The sequence below is a fragment of the Frankia sp. EI5c genome, assembly GCF_001636565.1.
In the GTDB taxonomy this organism is placed as follows: Bacteria; Actinomycetota; Actinomycetes; order Frankiales; family Frankiaceae; genus Parafrankia.
In genome coordinates, this window is the sequence record NZ_LRTK01000003.1 from 19905 (window position 1) to 42258 (window position 22354).

The 22354-nt window shown below is 75.1% G+C and carries 6 protein-coding genes; all 6 read left to right on the top strand.

The genetic code is table 11. The features are described from left to right. Positions 1-1895: 1895 nt before the first annotated feature. The 6 genes from UG55_RS01130 to UG55_RS01155 all read left to right on the top strand — a co-directional run bounded on the left by UG55_RS01130 (position 1896) and on the right by UG55_RS01155 (position 22349). Positions 1896-2303, top strand: a complete 408-nt coding sequence (locus UG55_RS01130) for a YbaB/EbfC family nucleoid-associated protein (protein ID WP_083986272.1) — start codon at positions 1896-1898, stop codon at positions 2301-2303. Positions 2304-2305: 2 nt separating this feature from the next. Then, the gene (locus tag UG55_RS01135) at positions 2306-2644 is read left to right on the top strand and encodes a hypothetical protein (protein WP_083986273.1); all 339 of its coding nucleotides are present in this window, start codon (positions 2306-2308) and stop codon (positions 2642-2644) included. Between the two features lie 98 nt (positions 2645-2742). Continuing rightward, on the top strand, positions 2743-15693 hold the full coding sequence (locus UG55_RS01140; RefSeq protein ID WP_066061507.1) for a hypothetical protein: 12951 nt from the start codon (positions 2743-2745) through the stop codon (positions 15691-15693). Between the two features lie 241 nt (positions 15694-15934). Next, positions 15935-17101: a hypothetical protein gene (locus UG55_RS01145; RefSeq protein ID WP_066061510.1), complete on the top strand. Its 1167-nt coding sequence runs from the start codon at positions 15935-15937 to the stop codon at positions 17099-17101. A gap of 11 nt (positions 17102-17112) precedes the next feature. Beyond that, on the top strand, positions 17113-18957 hold the full coding sequence (locus UG55_RS01150) for a hypothetical protein (protein WP_128422803.1): 1845 nt from the start codon (positions 17113-17115) through the stop codon (positions 18955-18957). Further along, positions 18954-22349 (top strand): AAA family ATPase, encoded by a 3396-nt coding sequence (locus tag UG55_RS01155; protein ID WP_066061516.1) that lies wholly within the window; start codon positions 18954-18956, stop codon positions 22347-22349. The genes UG55_RS01150 and UG55_RS01155 overlap by 4 nt, the downstream gene beginning before the upstream one ends. Positions 22350-22354: the final 5 nt, after the last annotated feature.

The following is a 22354-nucleotide window of genomic DNA, read 5'->3' on the forward strand; positions in this document are numbered from 1 at the left end:
GCCTTCGTCGACCGGCTGGGCGAGGATCTGAACTACTGGCAGGGCAAGGGCGGCAGTGGGGGACGCGCGGTGCCCGCGGGAGAGCCGGCGGGCGCATGGGTCCATCCAAAGGATCTGATCATCCATATGTTCAACGGCGCGACCGTCTTCGACACGTTCGACGCCGCGAACCTGAACCACTCCGGGGGCCTGGGGACCCGTGGCCACATCCGCGGGGTGCGGGGGCTGCACAGCGAGGACGAGATGACGGGCGAGGAGGAGTGGGGTGAGATGTACGTCCGGTTCCCGGCCTGGAGCGGGGTGCCCGGCGACTGGGCGGTGCTGCGGGAGCCCACGTGGATCGAGCTGGACAGGCTGATCCGCGCGGCCTGGGCCGACCGAGTGATGACGAGCTTCGCGCCGACCGTCGCCGCGGCGGAGAAGCTCGTCGCCGACCTCGGCGCCGTCGCCCCGGTGCTGAGCCTGCCCGCCCTGCCACCACCGCGCCCGCGGCGCCCACCGAAGCCCGACGCGGTCGGCGGCGGGACGGGTGATCTGGGACGGATGTTGAAGGACCTCAACGACAACTTCAACAAGGGACTCAAGGACCTGGCCAGGGGCATCGGGGGTGGGCTGACCAACCTGAACGAGAACTTCAACAGCGGGATCAAGGGCATGGGGGGTGTCGGTGGTGGACCCGGCGGCGGTCTCGGTGGTGCCGGACTGGGCGATGGTGGCGCCGAGCCGGGTCTGACCAGCACGATGTTCGCCTCGCCAGATCTGGGCGGTGGTGGTGTAGGTGGTGGTCTCGGTGTCGGTGGTGGTCTCGGTGGCGGGGCCGGTGGTGCCGGGCTCGGTGGCCTGGATCTGGATACCGGGGCCGGCGTCGGTTTCTCGGACGGCGGCGTCACCGGTGGGCTGGGTCTCGGCGGTGCCCCGCCGCTGACGTCCGGTGGCCTCGGTGGCCTCGGTGGCGTCACCGGCGGTGTTTCGGGGGGGCTCGGCGGCCTCAGGTCGGGTGATCCGACCACCCTGGGTGAGCTCACCCGGGCGCAGCGCGCGGAGCTGCTGGAATCCGGGGCGCTCGACAAGATCCCGCTCACGGACGCGCAGCTCGAACACCTGCGCGACGCCGGCCTGGTCGCCTCCGGCGCCGAGGGCCTCGACACGTTGGGCGACCTCACTCCCGCGCAGCTGGAGAGCCTGCGGCGGGCCGGCCTCCTCGACTCGGTGCCGCTGACCTCCGGGCAACTGCAGGCCCTGCGGGACGCCGGCCTGCTGCCACCGGGGCAGGGCGGCCTCACTTCGGGCGGTGGCCTTGCGACCGGTGGGCTCGACTTCGGCGGGGTCACTCCTGGCGAGGCCTTCCNGACCACCGTCGACGGCGTCGACGTCAGTGGCCTGCACCTGCCAGCGGACCCCGCCCGAACCGGCACCGTGCTGGGCGACCTGCAACAGGCGGTCGTCCGGTCGGTCGGTACGGCCGGTGGCGGTTTCGGCACCGGCGGTCTCGCGGCCGCGAGCGCGCCGGCCATCAAGCTGCCTGCCGCGGGAGCGGCCGGCGGCGGCGCGGGCGGCCTCGGCGGCGAGATGCCGATGCCGATGCCGCTGCCGATGGGCGGCATGGGCCGGATGCCGGGCGGGGGCGGCGCGGGGGGTGCCGGGAGCCGGCAGCGCAACACCTGGCTCACCGAGGACGAGGACGTCTGGGGAACCGACCCCGACTGCCCGCCGGCCGTCATCGGCCGCGGCGGCGAGGCCGGTGCGGACGCACCGACCCGACGCGACCGGCCGGGTGTTCCCGACACCGGCCCCGGCCGTGGTGGCCGGATCCGCCGCGGGCACTGAACTCGCCGCGGGCACTGAATTCGCGGCGGGCAACGAGACCTGTCCCGTCAACAGGGAGGAGACCTGAGGTGCTGTTCGGTGAGGACGAGATGGAGGCCGCGCTGGCACAGCTGGCGCGGATCGACGAGACGGCGAGCCGGATCCTGGAACAGGGTTCCGGCCTCCGCGAGACGGCGACCGACCGCAACCGGACCGTGAGCGTCACGGTGGATGGCCGCGGCGAGGTGCACGAGGTCCACTTCCGGGGCGAGGCATACCGGGACCTGGCCCCCGCGGAGCTGGCGGACCTGCTGGTCCGCACGATCGGCCAGGCTCGCCGGGCCGCCCGGGAGAAGGCGCTGGCCGGCCTCGCGGACCTGCCGCTGGCAGTGCCGCCGGTCGACGGCGACCTCGCCGACCCCGCGACCGCCGACGCGTTCGCCGCGGACCTGATGGCGATGTTCAGCCGGAACATGACCGGCAGGCGGGAGGACTGACGGTGGGCGGGGACATCGAACACGACGGTGACGCGCTGGTGCGGCATGTGCCGATGCTGGCGACCTTCGAGGACGACCTGGTGGCGATGGGCAGTCTGTTGCTCCACGCGGTCACCCAGCATCGCTTCACCAGCGACGACGCGGACGAGATGTCGCGGTTCGCCGAGGCGACCGTCCAGCAGTACCTGGCGGGCTACGGGCAGATCCAGGGCGGGCTCGCGAAGATCATCGGCCTGCAGGGTGGTCGGCTCAACCTGGCGTCCCTCATCGGGGAGGCGACCGAGAGCGAGACGACCGGGCTGGCCGGCGGCTGGCACGGGACGGGCGGAACGAAGGGCTGACGCGCGGCGGCGCGACCTGACCCGGCCCGACCCGGGTCAGGGTTGGTCCGGGTCCGGCCTGACCCGGCCCGGTCACGGCCAGGAGAGGAGGGCGGCGGGTGTCCGCGTCGATGGATGAGGCGATCTTCGCCTTCACCGGAATGCGGGTGCCCAACGCCAACGTCGCCGCGATGTACGCGCTCGCGGACACCCTCACCGCCGCGGGCAAGACGGTCACCAGCAACTTCACCTCCACCCTGGCCCAGATCATCTCGGGCGTGCAGGCGACGGTGCACGACGCCGCCGGCCGGAGGTTCGTCGCGCAGACGTCCCGGTTCGTCATCGACGAGCCGAAGCTGCTGTACGCCGCCGGCGGCATCCTGACGAACGCGGCGCAGTACCTGCGGTCGATGGCCCTGCAGTTCGACTACCACCGCAAGCAGGGCTTCGCCATGTTCATCCTGATGCAGGTGCAGCTCGCGTACGCGGCGATCGAAGCCGCGTTCTTCGGCTTCGGCCAGGCCGCGGCGCGGATCGCGGCGACCCGCACATTCATCCAGCAGGTGCTGACGGCCGTCACCGTCCGCACCGTCGGCGCCATCCTCCTGATGCAGCTGGCCTTCATGCCGGGCACCTCGCTGATCGCCCAGGCGGTGCAGATCATCGAGGGCACCCGCGACGGCATCGACTGGAACGAGATCGGCCACCAGACCCTGTACGCGCTCGCCGGAACGGCGGCCACCCTTCTCCTGCTGCCGGCGATGGGCGGGCTCGGGCCGCAGATCGACGACATCCTGCGGAGGTCCGGCGTCGCGAAGGGGCTCAACAACGACGCCGCGAACCTGCTGCACTCCACCGGGGCCGGGGTCTCCCTGGAGGTCTTCGGCGGACTGATGGCCGCCGGCTGGGTGGACGGTGACTGGAGCGGTGCCGGCGCCGCCGGGGACGCCGGCTCGGGTGCCACCGAGGCGGGCAGCACCTTCGCCGCCAGGAAGGGCGGCGGCGCGCTGCGCGGCCCGCGCCCGGGGCCCGGCGGGACGGAAACCACTGACCCGGACGTCGACGTGTCCGTCCCCACGGGCGAGGCGGCCGGTGGACCGGGCGGCTCGGGCCCACCGCCCGCTCCGCCGATCACGCCGGTGGCCGGGTCCGGTGACCCGACGGGTCCGGGTCCGGGTGAGGGCGACGACCCGGGCTCCGGTCGACCGGGCACCGGGCCACTGCCCGACCTGACGGCACCGGATCCGGCGGGCCTCGGGAACGGTGCCTTCGGTGGCCTTGCCAGTGATGTCGGCGGTGGCCCGACCGGCCCGACCGGCCCGACCGGCCCGACGGGTTCCGATGGGCCGCTCGGCCCGGCGGACGGATTCTCCGCGGGCGATGTTGCCGCCACGGTCGGTGGCACACCGGTCGGGCCGGTAGGCGATCCCCCCGGACCCGGTGCCGGCGGGCGGCTTTCGGCACCGCCGGGTGCGGGCCCGCCGCCCGCGGCGGGCCCCGTCCAGGCTGGCGGGCAGCCGCGGGCCGGGACCGATCCCGACCCGTTCAGGCCCGGACCGGCGGACCCCCCGGCCGGTCCGCCGGCGGATTCCTCGGCTGGTCCGCCGCCCGGCCCGCCTGCGGGGAATCCGCCCGCCGGTACGCCCCGGGAGGCCAGCTGGCGGCCGGGAGCCTGGGCGGACACGGGCGCACCGCCGACGGCTCCCGGGCCAGCCCAGCCGGCCGCGATGGGGCCGGACCCAGCACACCCCGAAGGCAGCCAGCTCACCCGGTCGGCGCCGCTCGGCTGGGCACTTCCCGAGGCGGAGGCGCCCACCTCGGCCGCGGCTGAGCAGGCAGCCCTGTCCGCCTCGACTCCGGATCCGCCCGACCCGGACGAGATCACCGTGGTACCGGCGCACCTCGGGCAGGCGGAACCGCTCGCGGATCCGACCGAGACCGATCCGACCGAGACCGAACGGACCGAAACCGAGACCGAGTTGCTGGGCCTGGTCCGCGGGCGGATGGACGGGTGGCGCGGCTCACCCGACGTCACCGAGGCGGACATCCTGCGGGAGTACCGCCACCGGTATTCGTCCGATCCCTACTACCGCCACCGCCGGCTGCCCGACGTCGCGTTCGACATCGCCCTGCTCATGCGGGGGGTGTCACCACCTCGGCTGCGCGGCGGCGGGAACACCGGGTCCGCGCCGGCGCCCGGTGACGGCGCGGACCGGCCGGCGACGGCGACGGCGACGGTTCCGTTGCGGGCGGCCCAGCTCCAGATCGACCCGCCGGCTGGTCTGCGCGCCTTCGACAGCGACCAGGCGGACGTGGGGTTCCGCAACCAGCTGACCGCCTTCGCCCAGGAGGTGGCCCGCCAGGCGAGCTGGCGGGCGCGGGAGGGATTCCCGCCGATCACCGTCCGGATCGAGGGCGGGGGCAGCGGCCGGCTGCGCGACCAGGCCGGGCTCGGCGAGCCGGAGAGAGCCGCCGAATCGGGCGGGTTGCGGGCGGCCGCCGTGGGCGCGCTGCTCACGCCGGTGCTGGGTGACGCCCTGCGCGGCCAGGGGCTTGAACCCGACGCCGTGCCGGTGGAGACGCTCAGCCGGGGGCGGCAGCCTTCCGCGGCTCCGGGCGCGGACCGGCCGCGCAACGCCGTCGACCGGCGGCGGGTGTTCGGCTGGATGGTGGAGATCCCCGCCGCGGGCGCGCGCCCGGCGGCGGCGACGCCCGCGCTGCCGGATGATCTAGCCCCCGGCTCCCCGCTGCGCTGGCAGGGCGGCGTGGTGTCGCTGCCGCCGGGGGCCTACCGGGGTGTCCTGCCGGCACTGCGGCTGGTGGCGGCTCGGGACACCGGCTTCTTCGAGGTCGTGCTGCCCGCCTACGAGGGCGGCCTCGGGTACGTACGCCCGAACGGCCGGCTCGCGCGGCTGCGCGACCCGGCGGACACACCCCGCCCCGGGGGGCACCAGACGCTGGCGGAGTTCCTCGTCGAGAACGGCTGGGCCGGCCAGAACCTGAGGATCTGGACGGAGCACGGGCCCGGCGAGGCGTACGACGCGCTGGAGGACCTGGCCGTGGAGCACGGGATGGAGGTCGCGGTCCTCGAAGAGGGCAGCTTCGTCACCGTCGGGCGAGGCGCTGACGGGCTGCCCGACCTGGTGGCGGTCGACGCCTCGGGGGCCCCCGGCGGGTGGGAGATGCTGGGCCCCGCGGCCGACGCGGGAGTGGGCCGCTGGGACGACGCGGGCGGGGTCCTGCGCGGGCGGCAGGGTGATGTCACCATTCCCACCGGTGCCGGCCTGACCTTCTCCGACGCCGCCGGTTACGTGACCACGGCGGTCGTCGGCGCGGGCGTGCCCGGCTCGCGTGACCTGCACTACCTGGTGGAGGGGCTGCGGATCCGGGCGGACCCGGACGGTGTACCGGTGTTCGTCGTCGACCGGTTCGACGGTTCCCGGCGGGGCATCCGACCGGCGGACCTGCCCGCCCTGCTGCGCCGGCACGGCTGGGCCGGGCAGCCGCTCGTGGTGCATTCCCGGTGGCGGTACGACGACACCGAACCAGCGGACCGCGCGATCGAGGCGGCGGCCTGGGCCGCCGTCGGCCGGGCGGCGGACATCGCCGTCTTCGTGCCGGCCGAGAACGTCAACGCCCTGTTGTTCGCCGGCCGGCCCGCGGCCTGGGTCACCACCGACGGCGAGTTCACGGCGCCCGCGTCCTGGGAGGCAGTGTGGACGCCGGCCGGCGACGAGGCGGCGGTGCTGGTCACCGACGCGCTCGGGCGGCTGTCACCGCCCGACCGGATCGCCTGGGTGCCGATGACGGAAGCCGGGCTGGCGGCTCCGGACCGGGGCCGCGCGGTCGAGCGGATCAACCAGTACCTGGACGGCGACCTCGGATACTCGCGCGAGACGGGCCTGTTCGCCCTGGACCTGCCCGTGTTGCCGGACGGTCGGCTCGGCGTGGTCCTCGGCGATGGTCAGCTCCGTCCGGCCGAGTCCGGCGAGGTGGCGGCGGCGGTGCGGACCAGCCCGAACGTGGCCGGGCGTGCGGCGGTGGTCCTGTGGTCGCGGCCGCCGACGGCCGCGGCGGAGCTGGCGGCGTTCCGGGCGGATGTCGCCAGGCTCGCGGCGGAGCTGCGGATGCCGGTGGGACACGCGGCTGCCGGCACCGGCCCGATCCAGGGTGACGACGGTCCGCCGCAGCGCGCGGTCGAGTTCGTCCAGCCCCCGTCCGAGGCGTCCCGGTCGGGACCGTCGCCGGCAGCCGCGACGCAGCCCGAGGCCGCGCCGCCAGCGACGACGATCCCGCAGCCGCAGCCGCAGCCGCAGCCGCAGCCGCAGCCCGGTCCGGATCCCTACCTGACCATCGACGAGGTCGGCCGTGTCCGCACCTCCCCGGTCAACGAGGAAATCCGGGTCGTCGGCGACATCGTGGTGTTCGGGCCGGGGACCGTCCGGGCGGATCTGCTGGAGTTTCTGGACGAGGCCCCGATGTTCCTGGGCGGCTTCGACCGCCTCCCCGTGGTCCTGGTGCACAGCCACCCGCTGGGGCCGTCGTGGCAGGGCGACCGGTACGTCCCCATCACCGCCGAACAGATCGTCGCGGTGCTGACGACCACGTTCCGCACCGATCAGGGCACGACCGGTGTGCCGCCCCTGCGCCTGATAGGCATGGGCGCCGAGGCGGCGGAGGCGGGCGGCGCAGGCACGCTGCGCCAGCTCGCGGGCGAGCTGGCGAACCTGATCCGCCAGCCGGTCCACCTCGCGGTCGGACCCGCGTTGGACGAGGTCAACAGGGACTTCACCGCCCAGCGGTGGGATCGTGTCGGCGCTGCCGATCCCGCCGGGTCCGCCGGGTCCGTCCGGCATGTGGGCGACACGCTCACCGGCAGTCTCGTGCGGGCCGACGCCCCGTTCGAGGACCCGGCCACCGACGTGGCCGACTGGTACCGGGCGGGTGTCCACCTCTCGGAGCTGCGGGTCCGGACCCTCACGGACGATCAGGGCCCCTACGGGATCGACCTCACGGGGCAACGGTGGGGTACGGGCAGCCAGCCGTGGGAGATCCCGCGGCAGCCCGGAGCGTTCCTCGTGGTCGCCGAGGGCGATCTCGACGTCGTCACCGGATGGCGGGACATCCCCGGCGGAGTGCGCGTTCCACCGGAGCAGCTGGCGGCGCTGGTTCGGCGCGTCCAGGGTGGGGCCCCCGGGGAGCCGGTCCACCTGGCGATCGGCGAGTTCGCGGTCGAGCCGCCGCCGTCGCCCGGGATCAGCCTGCCGAGCCTGCTGCAGGCGGAGCTCGGGACACCGGTGTTCTGGGCGAACCTGACCACGTCGCGAACCGTGGACGTCGTGCGCTGGCATCCGGCGCCGCGGATCGTGTCGCGGCCGCAGAGCGCGGAGCACGGCACGCTTCTGGACCTGCGCGGCTCCGCGGGACTGGCGCGCCGGCTCGCCCTCGACATCGCGGCGGCGGACGCCGCGGGTCACTTCCCGGTCCTGGTGGAGAGCCTGCCCGACGGCCGGCTGGGCCTGCGTGTCGGGACGCCGGCAGGCGCGGAGCTGATCCCGACGACGCCCCGCCACCTCGCGCGGCAGATCGTGAACGGCATGGCCGCCGTCGCGCGGGACCCGCGGGCAACGCCCCCGCGGCTGTTGGCCGGGCCGCCGACGACAGCCGCGCCGCCGTACCCGACCGAGTACACGCAGCGTCGGGACCGGTTCATCGAAGAGACGTACACCGCCGTGCGGGAGGTCCCGGCGGAGGTGGGGGAGCTGGCGCTGCAACCACGGGTTCCCCCGCCCGCGTACGCGCAGGAGCCGCCCGCCGCGCCGCCGAGCTCGTTCGCCGCCCGGGCGGGTGACCGCGGGGCGGACCCGGACGCGATCACCCCGGCCCCGCCCGGCCCCGGGCCCGCCGAGCCGGTGGCCGAGCCGAACGCGGACGAGACGGAGCTGCTGCGCCTCGTCCGCGCTGATCTCGACCGGCGGCCCGGCCCGGTCGAGATCAGCGACGCCGAGATCCTCCAGCGGTACCGGACCCTGCGGGCGGTGCGCCCGCACTACTACCGGCGGCGCCTGATCACCGCCATCGCGCCCGACCTGGCCGCGTCGCTGCGCGGCGAGGAACCCGGCAGGCTGGCGGGCGGTGGAACCGCCGCCCCGCCGCCGGACCTGGACGCCGAGTTCGGGGCCGCGCTGGGCCCGAAGTCGGTGAAGCCCGGGGAGCGGGACGATCAGGGCGGGTTGCGGCTGAACCCGCTGTGGACCCCGCTGGCGGACTTTCCGCCGAAGCAGCTGCTGGCCAGCCCGCCGGGGGCGAGGTGGCAGTACGCGGTGGACGAGAACGGCGAGATCTTCCTGGGCAGCGAGGAGGCGTCGTCGGTCGTGCCCGAGGGCCAGCTCGACGAGCTGTCCGCGGGGATGTCGACGGTCCCCGGGGGAAACCTCACCCGGGAGGAACTGGCCGACCGGTTGGACGGCCTCGGGCACCCCACGATCGTGGCGGGATTCGACGACACCGGGGAGGCGAGAAGGAGGCCCGCGCGGATCAGCGGCGAGCTGACGCTCGGTGAGCACGGCGTCTGGTGGATCAACGACAAGTCCGGCCGGTACATGAGCAGGAAGGTCCGCGGCGAGCCGTCGAGCGAGGAGCTGGAACTCTGGATCGCCAACGCCGCGGACATGATCTCCAGGAAGCTCGATCTTCCGATCCGCCACCAGCTCGTCAAACACGCGGAGCCGCTGCCCGCCCCACCACCGCCGCAGCCGGGCCCCGATCCCGAGCCGCAGCCTGTGGCAGTGGTGGCCGATGTGCCGACCACCGATGTGCCGACCACCGCAGTGCCGACCACCGCAGTGCCGACCACCGCAGTGCCGACCACCGATGTGCCTGTCACTGTGGCCCCGACCACCGCCGGACCCGTGGAAGATCCGGTGCCCCGCAGAGGCGCGCCGACGAGGATCGCCGAGCACGGCCGCCTGAGCGCGGATCCCGTCGTCCGGATGGAAGTGCGCGGAACCGACCCGTTCACCTGGGTCGAGACCCGGCTCGCCGCGGCCCTGGGCGCGAGCTGGCAGGCGGCCGCGCCGGGGATACGCAGGTTCCTCACGACGCGGACGATCCAGCCGAACGTCAGTCGGCTGAGCCGAGGTGATCGACTGACCTACCCGTTCAGTTCCGGGCCGTGGTCGGGAACCGTCACCCTCGACGCGACGGTGCGGGACTTCGAGCCGGCCTCGCCCTCGGTCCCGACCGAGACCGAGCGGGGCAGCGAGGCCCATGGTGCCGGCGGTGCGTCGCACGAGACCGGCGGGGCACTGTTCGCCGGCCTGCCGGGTCGGGCGGAGGGCGGCGGCCTGCGCTGGTTCGGCACGTTCGCCGGCCTGTTCACCCGAGGGCGGGGCGGCGAGGAGCTGGACGGCGGCCGGGGCATCGTCAAATCGAAGATCGTCGAGGACTCGACGGTTTTCGACGGATTCACCGATCTCGGCGTCACGGTGGAGGCGTCCACCCTCGGCGTCACCCAGATCAGATCGACGAGGCGGGAGTTCGCCTACCAGACCAGGGTGCTCCTGCCGGACGCGGAGACCACCGACGACCAGGGCCGGACGCCGGCGATCCTCGCCCACCACACGGCGCCGCCGCGGGTCCGCACCGACCGGCGGTTCGGCTCCACCGACGTCGTCTTCGACACCTTTCCGCTGATGGCGGCCGGCGATCAGCGGCCGATGCGCGACACGCGCGGTACCGAGGCACTCCTCGACGTGATCGGGCCGCGCGGCGGCGAGGTCTTCGGTGACCGGTGGCCGGAGGTCAGGGGCGAGATCCTCAGCACGCTCAACCTCGACGTCCTGACCCAGCACATGCGCCCGATGATGTCCGGCCAGCCGCTGACGATCCGGCTCGCGACGGTGGAGGGCTCCGTCGAGATCTCCGCGGAACTGCTGAGCCTTCGGCACCGGCGCGGCGCCGGGCAGAGCCCGCCGCCGCCCGGGCCCGGGCCGGACGGCGGGCCCGCCAAGGACGACCGCAAGGTCGAGTTCAACACCGGGACGGAGTTCATCCAGGCCGGCGCGCAGACCTGGAGGGCGACCGACGAGCTGCAGGTCCCGCTCGGGGGCCTGTTCGTCGGGCGGATGGGCGGCCAGGGCGAGGGGTCCGGCGCGGGCGCCGGCGGTGTCGGGCGGGATACGAGCGCCTCCCAGGGGGAGGCGACCCGCTCCGGCATCGCCACGAAGACGAAGAAGCCGGACGCGCAGATCTTCGACGGCGAGGCCCGGCTGACATTCCACCTCTCGACCAGGCCGACACTCGGCGACTTCCGGACGGCCGACGCCGCCGCCGACATCGGCCTGTCCGCGGTGATCGAGACCGCGGAGGCGGTGCGGGTGGACCGCCCGACGCCGTGGGTGGCCGGCGAGCCGGTGACACCACCCGTGCCCGCGCCGGTGCCGGCCTCGCGCCCCGTCCTGCTCCCACCCCGGGAGATCTTCGGCGACGGCCGCACCGGAGGCCTGCGCGACACCATCGTGGTTCGTGACATCCGCGGTTTCGAAAAGGTCCGGGCGGCGCTGGACGAAGCGGGCCGCGCGTTCTTCGGCCCGGACAAGTGGTCGGTCGACCTGCGCGACAAGGTGCTGGACTGGTACAGCCTGCACCGGGTGGCGGGTTCGCTCGGCCAGGTCACGCGGGGCGTGCCGCTGGCGGGACCCGAGTTCAACCAGTGGTTCATGCCCCGCGGATCCTTCGTCGAGATGCGTGCCCGGGTCCGGTCGACGGACTTCCGGCGCACGGACGACACCGAGCTGGCGCCCGGCGCCGAGATCGGTCTGCAGTACTCGCGCCGGCGCCTGAACCTCTGGTCGTACCTGATCTCCGGGACGCTGGGCGGCGCGGTCGCGCGGGCCGGCGGCGGGGACGTGGCGCCGCAGTTCGGGCCCGGAGCGCAGTACCGCGCCCGGCGCGGCTGGCGCCACGCCCGCTCGGCGCGAACCGTCGCCAACGCCAAGTTCCCGACCACCGTCGGCATCTATGACAGCGATGTCGAGCTGACGTTCGACTTCGGCTACCGGCCGCGCCGCTTCTGGCCGGCAGTCCGGCTCACCCGCCGGCCCGGGCCACCCCCCGCCGGTCCGGCCCCCGGGCGCCTCGCCCGGATGCGCCGTCACATCCCGGTCATCAGGACCGGGGTCCGGCCGCCGGTGACAGGGTCGGCGACGGTGACGACCGAGCTCGCCATCCCGACCGCGGACGGCACGTACTTCGACCGCTCCAGCCTGCCGTCGACCACCGTGACCGCCGGAACCTACGAGGCGGACCTGACCGCACTGCGGGACGAGCGGAACAGCCTGCCGGCCACAACCACCACCGGTGACGGGGGGCCGAGTGACGGGGGACCCAGCGGAGGCGCCGCCGCGCGCCGGCCGGCTGACGGCTACTTCGGCAGCCCGCCATCACCGAACACGACCGAGATCGTGCGGCCACCCGCCCGGTTGGCCGAACACGGCCGGCTCGCCGCGAACGACATCGTCCTCAGCCTCGGGCCGGACCAGCAGGCCGCGCTGACCCTGACGGCCGGCGTGTTGCGGCCGATCGTCCGGGGCGGCCGGTGGCCGGCGCTGCAGCGGTTGCTGCGGCGGCGGCTGGCGGGTGAGGCGCTGCGGCCCCGCCTGCACGGCATGACCGTCGGTGAGCCCGTCGTCGTGCCCGTCCGTGGACTGTTCACCCGCGGCACCGTCGCTGTCCACGCCGAGCTGGTCGATCCCGTCTACCAGGAGACCCTCGACAACGTCGAGTTCGAGGCCGGCACCGAGTCGGCCGCGCTGGTCGGCGAGGACCTCAGCACGCGCTGGCGGCTGTTCGCCCAGCTCGTCGCTCGGGTCCGGATACCGTTTGCGACCGTCACCGGTCAGGGAGCCCACCAGCGGGAGGTGACGCAGGGCCAGACCAGCCTGGGCGGTGGGGCCGCGATCGCCAGGGTGAAGACGGTGGAGCAGGGTGCGGTGTTCACGGGGACGGCCCGGCTGCGGTTCGAGTACGACCTGCGAACCCTGGGTCTCCGCCGCCGGCGGCCGCCGGCGGGCAGCCGGCAGCTGCCGCCGGGCGCCGGCGACCTGGCGGGAGTGAAGATCATCGTCCCGCTGCGTGACACCCGCACGGCGCCGGTCGCCGTCCCTCCCGCGTCCGGGGAGACGTCGGCGGCCGGGAGTGTTCCGGTGGCCGTGGATCGCGTGCTCCCCGCGGAGCAGCGGCTCGCCCCACCGCCGGAACACGCGGCGGGTCTGCTCCACCCGTCGGACGTCGTGCTGGACGTCCACCCGAAGTCCTCGCTCGAGACGGTCGAGCGGGACGGGCTGCCGGCCGAGCGGGAGGCGCGGCCGCGGGGCACGGCCGACATCGTGCGCGACATCGAGGCCGACGGCCGCCGGTTCTTCGGCCGGCGCTGGCCGCGGGTGCGCGCGGCCATTCTCGACCAGCTGCCGCCGTCGCGGATCCAGCAGGAGTTCCGCAGTATGAACAGCGGCCCGGTCGAGATCCTCCTGCCGGTGGGCCGGCTGCTGTTCACCACCAGGGTCGGCGCCGGCGGGACGCACGTCGGCAACACGGCGCAGAGCGAGTTCAACATCGGCTCCGACCGGCTGGACGCGCGGGCCGGTCTGTTCGGCCGGACACCCTACGAAACCGCCCAGGGCACCCAGCTCCAGGTGGCCGGCGCCGCCTCGGTCGACCCCACCGGCCTCTCGCCGGTGACCGGACGGCTGGGCGGGGCGCTGACGGCGCAGTTCGGCAGCGAGGCGGCGAAGATCCCGGGCTTCCAGAGCCGCACCGGGACCACCACGAAGGCGAAGGTCCCGGGAGCCGTGTTCACCGGCCCCGCCGGTCTGCACGTGCGGATGGAACGCCCGCGGCGCCGCTGGTGGCTGGCGCCGCGGGTGGCCCTGGCCGAGGGCCACCTGCGGCTGACCGTCCTTTCCGAGCAGTCGAGTGCCGTCCCGGTGGCGGCGGTTCCGGATGCGCCCGCGCCGATCCAGCCGGCCGACCCGACGTCCGACCCGACAGCGGGCGCCCTGATCTCCGGGCCGATCTCAGGGATGCGGTCGTGGCTGAGGGCCTGGCGGGGCCCTCAGCCGGCCCGGCCGCGGCGGCCGTCGGCGCCCGTGCCTGCGGGCCGGACCTGGATCCCGCTGCGCAGGCTCCGCGTGCGGGCGGCCCCGCCCGATCCGGCTCCCACCGACCAGCTACCGGTCGAGCAGGCGCCGGTCGAGCAGGCGCCGGTCGAGCAGGCGCCGGTCGAGGTGGCGCCGACCGTGACGCCGGCGCCGCTGGAGGGCCGGATGCCGCCCGCGCGGATCTGGGCCGCCGGCGACGCGCAGCCCGCGCCGGGCAACCCACCGGTCCCGCCTGGGCTGCGCGAAACCGACACGGTGCGCCGCCTCCCGGACCTGACCGGGCTCCTCGCGGGCATCGACATCGTCGGCAGGCGGCTTTTCGGCCACTCGCCCTGGCTGAAGGCACGGGGGCCGGTGCTCGCCACCTTCGGCGAGGCCAACCTGACCGGAGCACTGCCCGCCCTGACCCGCGGTGCGACCGCCCCGAGCCTGCTCCTGCTGAACTCGCTGCTCGGCGGCACGGCGACGGTTTCCGCCCGTGCGCGGATCCTGCACGTGCGCCACCGGCACACCGAGGCGAACGCCGAGCTGAACTCCGTCAACGAGACCACGACGCAGGTGACGCACCGGCATGCTCTCGCGGCCGGCTACGGGTTCCAGGTCCAGGGCGGAGGGCTGCTCGGCAGCGCCTCGCCGGCCTCGGTCACCAAGACGACGAGCGATGACGCCGCGAACGTGCAGAAGGCGGCCGAGGCGCCGGCGGGACCGCTGGGGGCGCTCGAGATCGGCTTCGGCGCCAACCAGAGCTGGCGGGACGGCGACCTCGGCAACAACGGCGGCAAGGTCGTCGCCAGCGCGAAGCGCCGCACCCCGACCGCGAACTACGAGGGCTTCGCTCGGATCGACATCACGCTCACCCACGGCACCCGGTCGGAGCACGTCGTCGCCGTCGTTCCGGTCGAGCTCGGCTTCCCGGTCGAGGACCTGTCGCCCGCCACCGACCCCACCGAGGCCGTCGTCTTCGACCTCCCGGACGGCGCCGGCGGGACGACCCGCTGGTACGGGCCGAGGGACACCGCACTCGCCCGGCACGTCACCCGCGTTCCGCTGCCTGAGCCTGCCCAGGATCTCCCGGTCGCCGCCCCGCTGCCACCCGCACCGTCGCCGCCCGGCCCCGGCGAGCAGCCGGCGCCCCCGCCACCGCCCGTGGCGGCGACGGCCGACCCTCCGGTTCCGTCCGCGCGCTCCCGCAAGCTGCTCGACATCTGGGCCGTCGATGACCGCAGGTTCGGCGTGCACGAGGTGCCAGGCGACGGATCGTGCCTGTTCACCTCGGTGATCGCCGGTGCGCTCGACCAGCAGCCGGGCCTGGGACTGGCCGGGATGACGGTCGACGACCTGCGGACCCGGGCACTCGGCTGGTTCACCGGCCCGGCCGGCCGGCAGCGGCGCGTGACGATGGACGCCGGGAGCGGTCCGGACAGCGGGCGCTGGGCGGTGGCGGAGCTGCTGCGTGACCTGGAGCCGGACCTGGGGACCCTGCTGCGGATCCGCGCCGGCGCCGCCCCGACCCCGCACGCCCTGCTCACCGCGACCCGCAGCGGGGTTCGGGCGGACATCGAGCGCCTGATCGCGGACGATCCGACCGGGCCGGTGTGGGACCGCCTGCTCGCCCAGTGGGCCGCCCTGCGCACGCCGGACCTGCGGTGGACGGCCGGCACACCCGTGAGCACCCTCGTCACCGCGGCGATCATGGATCCGGGTATGTGGCACACCCCGTTCTTCGAGCTGGTTCCCGAGATCGTCGCGCTGGCGGTCGAGGTGAACCTGATCGTCGTGGACACCAGGTCCGGCACGGCCAGGACCAACCGCCTGCACCCGGGCACCGGGATCTCCCCGCGCCTCGACCTGTACGTCCACTACAACGGCGGCAACCACTACTCCGCGATGGCGGAGCACCTGGACGGTTAGGCGGGGGACGGCACCGGGCGGCGGCGTCCCCCGACCCGGGCCCGGCCGGGGTGAACCGCCGGGCGGTGTCCGCACGTGTCTGGGAAGGCGGAGCTGTTCCCACCGCTCCGCGTGCCTTCGGTGGTGTCCGTGCGAGCGAGAGGTAGGTGCCGTCATCGTCAGGTCGCACGGTGTTGTCGGGGGGCCGGGCGAGACCGCGGGCGAGGATCGCTGGCACCGTGACCTGCTCACCCTGGCCGGGGTGCTGCCAGACGGCGCGGTCAGCCGCGCCCGGGGATGCCTGGCCGCCCGGCAGTCCGCCGACGCGGCCCGCGTCATCGCGTTCGCGCTGGTCGCCGCCGGCGGGCCGATCACCGACGAGCTCGCCAGCACCGTCAGCGCGGCCCTCGGCGCCGCCGACTCCGATCTCGGGGGCATGGTCGCGAGACTGCCGCGCGGCGGGCGACCGCCGGTGCCCTGGAGGTTCTCCTCCGCCGAGCCGACGCCGATCGCGGCCACGACGGCCACGACGGCCACGACGGCCACGACGGCCACGGCGGCAGCGGCGGCGGGCGACCCGGGCGGGCGGACGACGGATCCGTGGACCTGTCTGCCCCTGGACCTGACCGGCACCGGCAGCCCACCCCCCGACCCGGCCGACGCCGCGGCCCTCTCGGCCGTCGCGGCCGAGCCCACCGCGCTCGGGCTGTGGCGGGCGTGGCGGCTGGCACCGGAAGCCACTCCGTGGCCGCCGCCGAAGCGGGTGTACGTCGTCACCCTCGAACCGGGTGCCGGGCGCGCGCCGGCCATCGCCGGCCGGGCACAGGACGCACTGCTGGCGGCCGGTGAGACGGATCCGCAGGTCGAGGTGTGCGAGTCGGGCGGTGAGACGGCGCTGTACCAGGTGCTCGCCCGCACCTTCGGGGCGCTGCTGTGGGCCCGGGAGCCCGCCGGCGATCTCTTCCTCGCCCGGGTGTTCGACGAGGTCGACCCGGTCGACGGGCCTCGCCTCGACCCGCGCGGCCCCCGGGTGGACGAGGACGTCGCCCGCCGGGCCGCTGCCTACCTGGCCGCCGGGGTCCCGCTGATCGGCACCTCCACGCTGGTCGCGGACGTCGTCGAACCGCACCGCGGTGACGTCGTGCCACTCACGTTCCGCACCGACGGCCGTTGGGTGTGGACGGACACCGTCGGCTACTACCTGACGACCTACGGCCTCGCCGCCGACCGGGACCTGATCGAGCACGCGACGCGCGGCGAACCGCCCGGCCCGGTCGACGAGGTCGCCGTGCACCGCGTGCTGGCCGGTCTGCTCGGTCAGGAAACACCGGCGGGGTGGGACGAGCTGAGCGAGGACCACGAGCCGGCGGCCGAGGAGCCCGTGTGGTTCGTCCCGGGCATGTCCGGCGACATCGCGGCCGCCGGCTGAGCGGGGCCACGGTGACCGGCCGCATCGCGCAGCACAGCGCCCTGGCGAGTGCCTGGCTGCGTGGGCCTGGCGCCGGCGTCGGCTGGCGCGGCGACGGCAGCCCTGTCATCAGGGCGGCGGGTGCCCTGCCGCCCCCGGCTGGCTGGACACCTTCCGCGGGGCCGCTCACCGGCCACCCGGTGGCGGGCGAGCCCGCCTCGGCGTGCGGCCGGCCCGGTCCGGTGCTGCCCGGTCCGGTGCTGCCCGATCCGCTGGTGCGGCGGATCCTCGACGCCAGCCTGCTGACTCCGGCCGGCCGGTTCTTCCGGCCGGCGTGGGCTGAGACGGGCCCGTTGCCGGCGGCGCCGCCCGGGCTGTGCGCGCTTCATCTCGAAGCGAGCGAGGTCGCGATCCGCCTCGGGGAGATCTCCGTGCCGGCCGCCTTCCTGGCCAGGCTGATCAGATGCTGCCCGGAGTGGGCCGGCCGGCCGGTGCTGCTGGTGCCACGGTCGCTGCCCCGGCTGGGGCGGCTCGCCGATCTCTTCGCGGAGCTCGCGGTGACGCTGGCCGTCGGGGTGTACGTGGCGGACGCGGGAGTCTGGCAGTGCTCGGGGGCAGTGGTCACCGGAGGACGTTTCCACCGGTGGCCGGTCGAACCACCCGCGGCTGCCGTCCCGGCGGTGGCGGGGCGAGACGATCAGCTCCCGGTCGTGTTCGCCGCACCGCCCGCGGTGCCCGCCGCCGGGAAGCTGCCCGCCCCGGTCCGGGTCGGACTGCCCGCCCAGACGGCGTGGTCCCCTCGGACCGCGCCCGCGGCTGACACCGGATCGCCCGGCCCCCGACCGCCCGAAGGCCGAGCCTCCGAAGTCAGCCCGCTCCCCGCCGACCTTCCGGTTCCCGCGCCTCTCCCGGTTCCCGCCGACCTCGCCCCGGGCCCGCCCCGGTCCTGGATCGAGATCAGCCCCCGCGCAACGGCGGCGGACCGGGAACGGCTGCGCGCGCTGCTGGGCTGGCGCTACGAGACCCACGCCCGCGCTGTGCTCGGCGCACTCGCCCTGAACCCGGGGCTACGCCTCGGAGCGGGTGCGGCGGACCTGCTGGCCGGCCTGGTCGCGGTGCGCGCCTACCTCGTCATGGGCGACCCCCTCGTCGCGGGCGCCGCGCGCGGCGAAGGGCCGACGGAACCCGCACCGCGTGGCACCGACGACGTCCTGCGGGGCCTCGATGACGTCCTGCGGGGCGGCGATCTTCCGCAGCCACCGGAGGCCGATGCGCCTGCGCTGTTCGCCCAGTGCGTCCAGGCGGGCCTGGAACGGCTACCGGCCGTCGTCGGTCCGGTGTTCCGCCCGGCGACGATCGGGGCGGTCGAACTCGGGCGCCACCGGCCCGGTGACGTCCTCGTGGAGCCCGCGTTCGTGGAGGTGGCGACGACTCCGTGGCCGCTGCCGACGGCCACGGCCGAGTACGTCATCTGGGCGTCGAGCGCGCGCCGCCTGGACTGCCTCGCCGGTGGCCCCGGCGTCGCCGGAGCGTGGCCGCCGGGTCGGGCACTGTTCCCGGCGGGCACCCGGTTCGTCGTCCTGGCAGTCGACGCGGCGGGCGCCGGTGGCGTCCAGCCCGGTGGGCCGGCGCGGCCGGGGCTGGCGCGGGTGCTGCTGCGGGAGGCGGTCGGCGGCCGTGCCGAGGCCGAGAAGGATCGGCGGGCGCTCGCCAGGCTGCGCGCGGCCGTGGCGTCGCCGGATGCGTCAGATACGTCGGACGCGTGGGACGCGTCGGGTGTGCAAGGCGGCGGCCCGGCGCCGCGTCGTCCCGGGCTGGTGGTCGGATTCGACGGCGGCCGGCCGTTCGATCAGGGTGCGGGGAGGAACAGGGCATGAGTGGAGCCGTCGTCACCGTCTCCGCGGAGGCCGACGTCGACTGCGTGCGTGGGATCGGCCCCGCGCTCGCCGCGGCCGCACCGGGCGACACCGTCGCCGTGCGGCCAGGTGTGTACCGGGAGGAACTGCGGTTCGACCGGGACGTGACGCTGGTCGCCGAGAACGGGCCGGGCAGCGTCGTGATCGAGGTGCCGCCCGGCTCGGCGATGCTGGTCGCCCGCGGGCAGATCCGCCTGCACGAGCTGACCCTTCGCGGGGGCGGCGGCGAGCTGCCGCTCCTGCAGGTCGCCGGCGGACGGCTGCGGCTGGAGAACTGCGAGATCCGGGCCGCCACCGTCGCGGCCGTGCACCTGCGCGGCGGCCGGATCGTGGTGCGCGGGGGCAGCCTGACGAACCCGGCCGGTATCGGCATCGCCGCGGAAGGCGGCACGGCCGAGATCGTGGGCCTGCGGATCGGCGAGGTCGGCGGCTGCGGGCTGTTGGTGACCGCGGAGGCGGCACCGGTGCTGCGGGACTGCACCTTCGCCGGGGCCGCCGAGGCCGCCGTGCTCGCCGCGGGGACCGGCACGCCGCTGATCGAGAACTGCCGGATCGCTGCCGGGAGCGGCCTCGGGGTGGTGGCCCGGCAACGCAGCGGGCTGCGGATGCTCGGCACGGTGGTCGACGGCGGCCGGGCCGGTCTGCTCGCCACCGAGCGGGCCGCCCCGGAGGTGACGCACTGCACCTTCCGCGAGACCGCCGGCCATGCGGTCGTCGTTCAGGGCGAGGCCGCACCCGTCCTGGTCGAAACATCGATCCAGCGACCCGCCGGGCATGCGCTGCACGCCACGGAGCGATCGACGGCGGTGCTGCGCGACTGCTCGGTGGCCGACAGCGGCGCCGCCGGCCTGTTCTCCGGCGACCGGGCCGCCCCGGAGGCCATCGGTGGTGAGATCGCCGGCTGCGCGGACGCCGCCGTGCTGGCGACCGGCGCGTCCACACCGAGTCTGGACGGCACCCGGCTGCACGGCAGCCCGGTCGGGGTCGCCGTCGAGGGCACCGCGGCACCGGTGCTGCGCGGCCTGGAGATCACCGAGGTGGAGTACGGGCTGCACCTGGCCGGCGGCGCGGGCCGGGTCGACGAGAGCCGGGTGGCCGGGGCGCGCCGGGCCGGAGTGCTGCTCACCGGCGACAGCGCACTGGAACTGCGCAACGTCCGGGTGACCGGCGGGCGGCTCGGGATCGAGCTTCGGGAACGGGCGCGGCCCGTGCTGCGGGCGGTGGAGATCACCGGCTCCCGCGACGTCGGAATACTGGCCACGGGCTCCGCGCGGGTCCGGATCACCGGATGCCGGGTGCAGGGCACGGCCGGGCCGGGCGTTGTGCTGGCAGCCGGCAGCCGGGCGACGATCACCGACGCGCAGGTGGTCGGCAACCGTGGTCCCGCGGTTCGGGTGGAGACCACCGAAGCGGTGTCGATCGACGGCGGCGTCCTGCGGGGCAACGGTGGCGACGCCGTGGAGGCCCTCACGGCCACGAGCGTGCGGATGAGCGGCGTCGACACCGGTTACAACAACCTCGGAGCGTCGCCGCACCCCGCCGAATCGCCGCGGGCCGCCGATTCGCCGCGGCGCGAGAGCCCGGGCGCCCCGGCGGTGGGTGGCACCGAGGGCGGGGGTGGTCAGGAACCCGGTGGGGCGTCCGGCGGCGTGGCCGACGGGAAGGACGCCGACCAGGTCGGCGCGCTGCTGGCAGAGCTCGACGGGCTGGTCGGGCTGGCGGGGGTCAAACGGGAGGTGGCCACGCTCGTCGGGCTGCACCAGATCGCGCAACGCCGCCGCCAGGCCCGGCTGAACGCCCCGCCGCCGATGTCGCGGCACCTCGTCTTCGCCGGTCCGCCGGGAACCGGCAAGACGACCATCGCCCGACTGTTCGGCCGCATCCTGGCCGCCCTCGGCGTGCTGCGCGCCGGCCAGCTGGTCGAGGTCTCCCGGGCCGACCTGGTGGCCGAACACATCGGCGGCACCGCGGTGAAGACCACGGCCAGGTTCGAAGAGGCGGTCGGCGGCATCCTGTTCATCGACGAGGCATACACGCTGGTCTCCGGCGAGGGCGGTGACTTCGGCCGGGAGGCGATCGACACGCTGGTGAAGCTGATGGAGGACCGCCGCGACGAGATCGTGGTGATCGTCGCCGGCTACGCCCCGCAGATGCGCGCCTTTCTCGCCGCCAACCCGGGCCTGGCCTCCCGGTTCAGCAAGACCGTCGAGTTCGACAGCTACCGCACCGCCGAGCTGGTCACGATCGTCGAGCGGATGTGCCGGGAGCACCACTACGCCCTGGAGTACGAGACCCAGCAGGCGCTGCGGCGGCACTTCGACGCGCTGCCGCGGACGGAGACGTTCGGCAACGCCCGGGCCGCCCGCCAGACGTTCGAGGACATGCTGGGCCGGCAGGCGTACCGACTGGCCGGCAACCCGGACGCGCCGGAGCTGGAACTGGCGAGGCTGCTGCCCCAGGACCTCGGTGACGGGGCGGTCGGTCACCTCGGGGGCGGGCAGGCGTCGGCCGGCGCGGACGCGTCCGCCGACCGGCGGCAGGTCGTCGACGGCCTGCTGCGTCGCCTCGACGAGATGATCGGCCTGGACGGGGTGAAACGCGAGGTCTCCGACCTGGTGGATCTGATCGCCTCCTCCCGCGCGCGGGAACGGGCCGGGCTGCCGACCCCGCCGATGTCCCGGCACCTGGTCTTCGCCGGCCCACCCGGCACCGGCAAGACCACCGTGGCCCGGCTGTACGGCGAGCTGCTCGCCGCGCTGGGTGTGCTGCGGACGGGGCAGCTCGTGGAGGTCGCCCGAGCCGATCTGGTCGGGCAGTACGTCGGGCACACCGCGGCGCGGACCATCGAGGTCTTCCAGAAGGCACGCGGCGGTGTCCTGTTCATCGACGAGGCCTACGCCCTCGCCGCGCCCGCCGAGGGCAACGACTTCGGCCGGGAGGCGATCGACACCCTGGTGAAACTGATGGAGGACCACCGCGACGAGACCGTCGTGATCGCGGCGGGCTACACCGGGGACATGCGGCGTTTCCTGGCCGCCAACGCGGGTCTGGCCTCCCGGTTCAGCCACCGGATCGAGTTCCCGTCCTACTCACCGGACGAGCTCGTCGCCATCTTCCAGGGTCTGGCCGAAGGCGGCGGCTATGAGATCGACGGCACGTCGATGCAGGTGCTGCGCGAGCATTTCGCCGCCATCCGGCCGGGGGAGTCGTTCGGCAACGGGCGGTACGCCCGCCAGCTGCTGGAGCGGGCGATCACCCGGCAGGCGAGCCGGCTGCGCGCGCGGGCGAACCCGACCGTCGACGAGCTGCGCCAGCTCGTGCCGGTCGACATCACGGCCGCCGTCAACCAGTAGCGGGC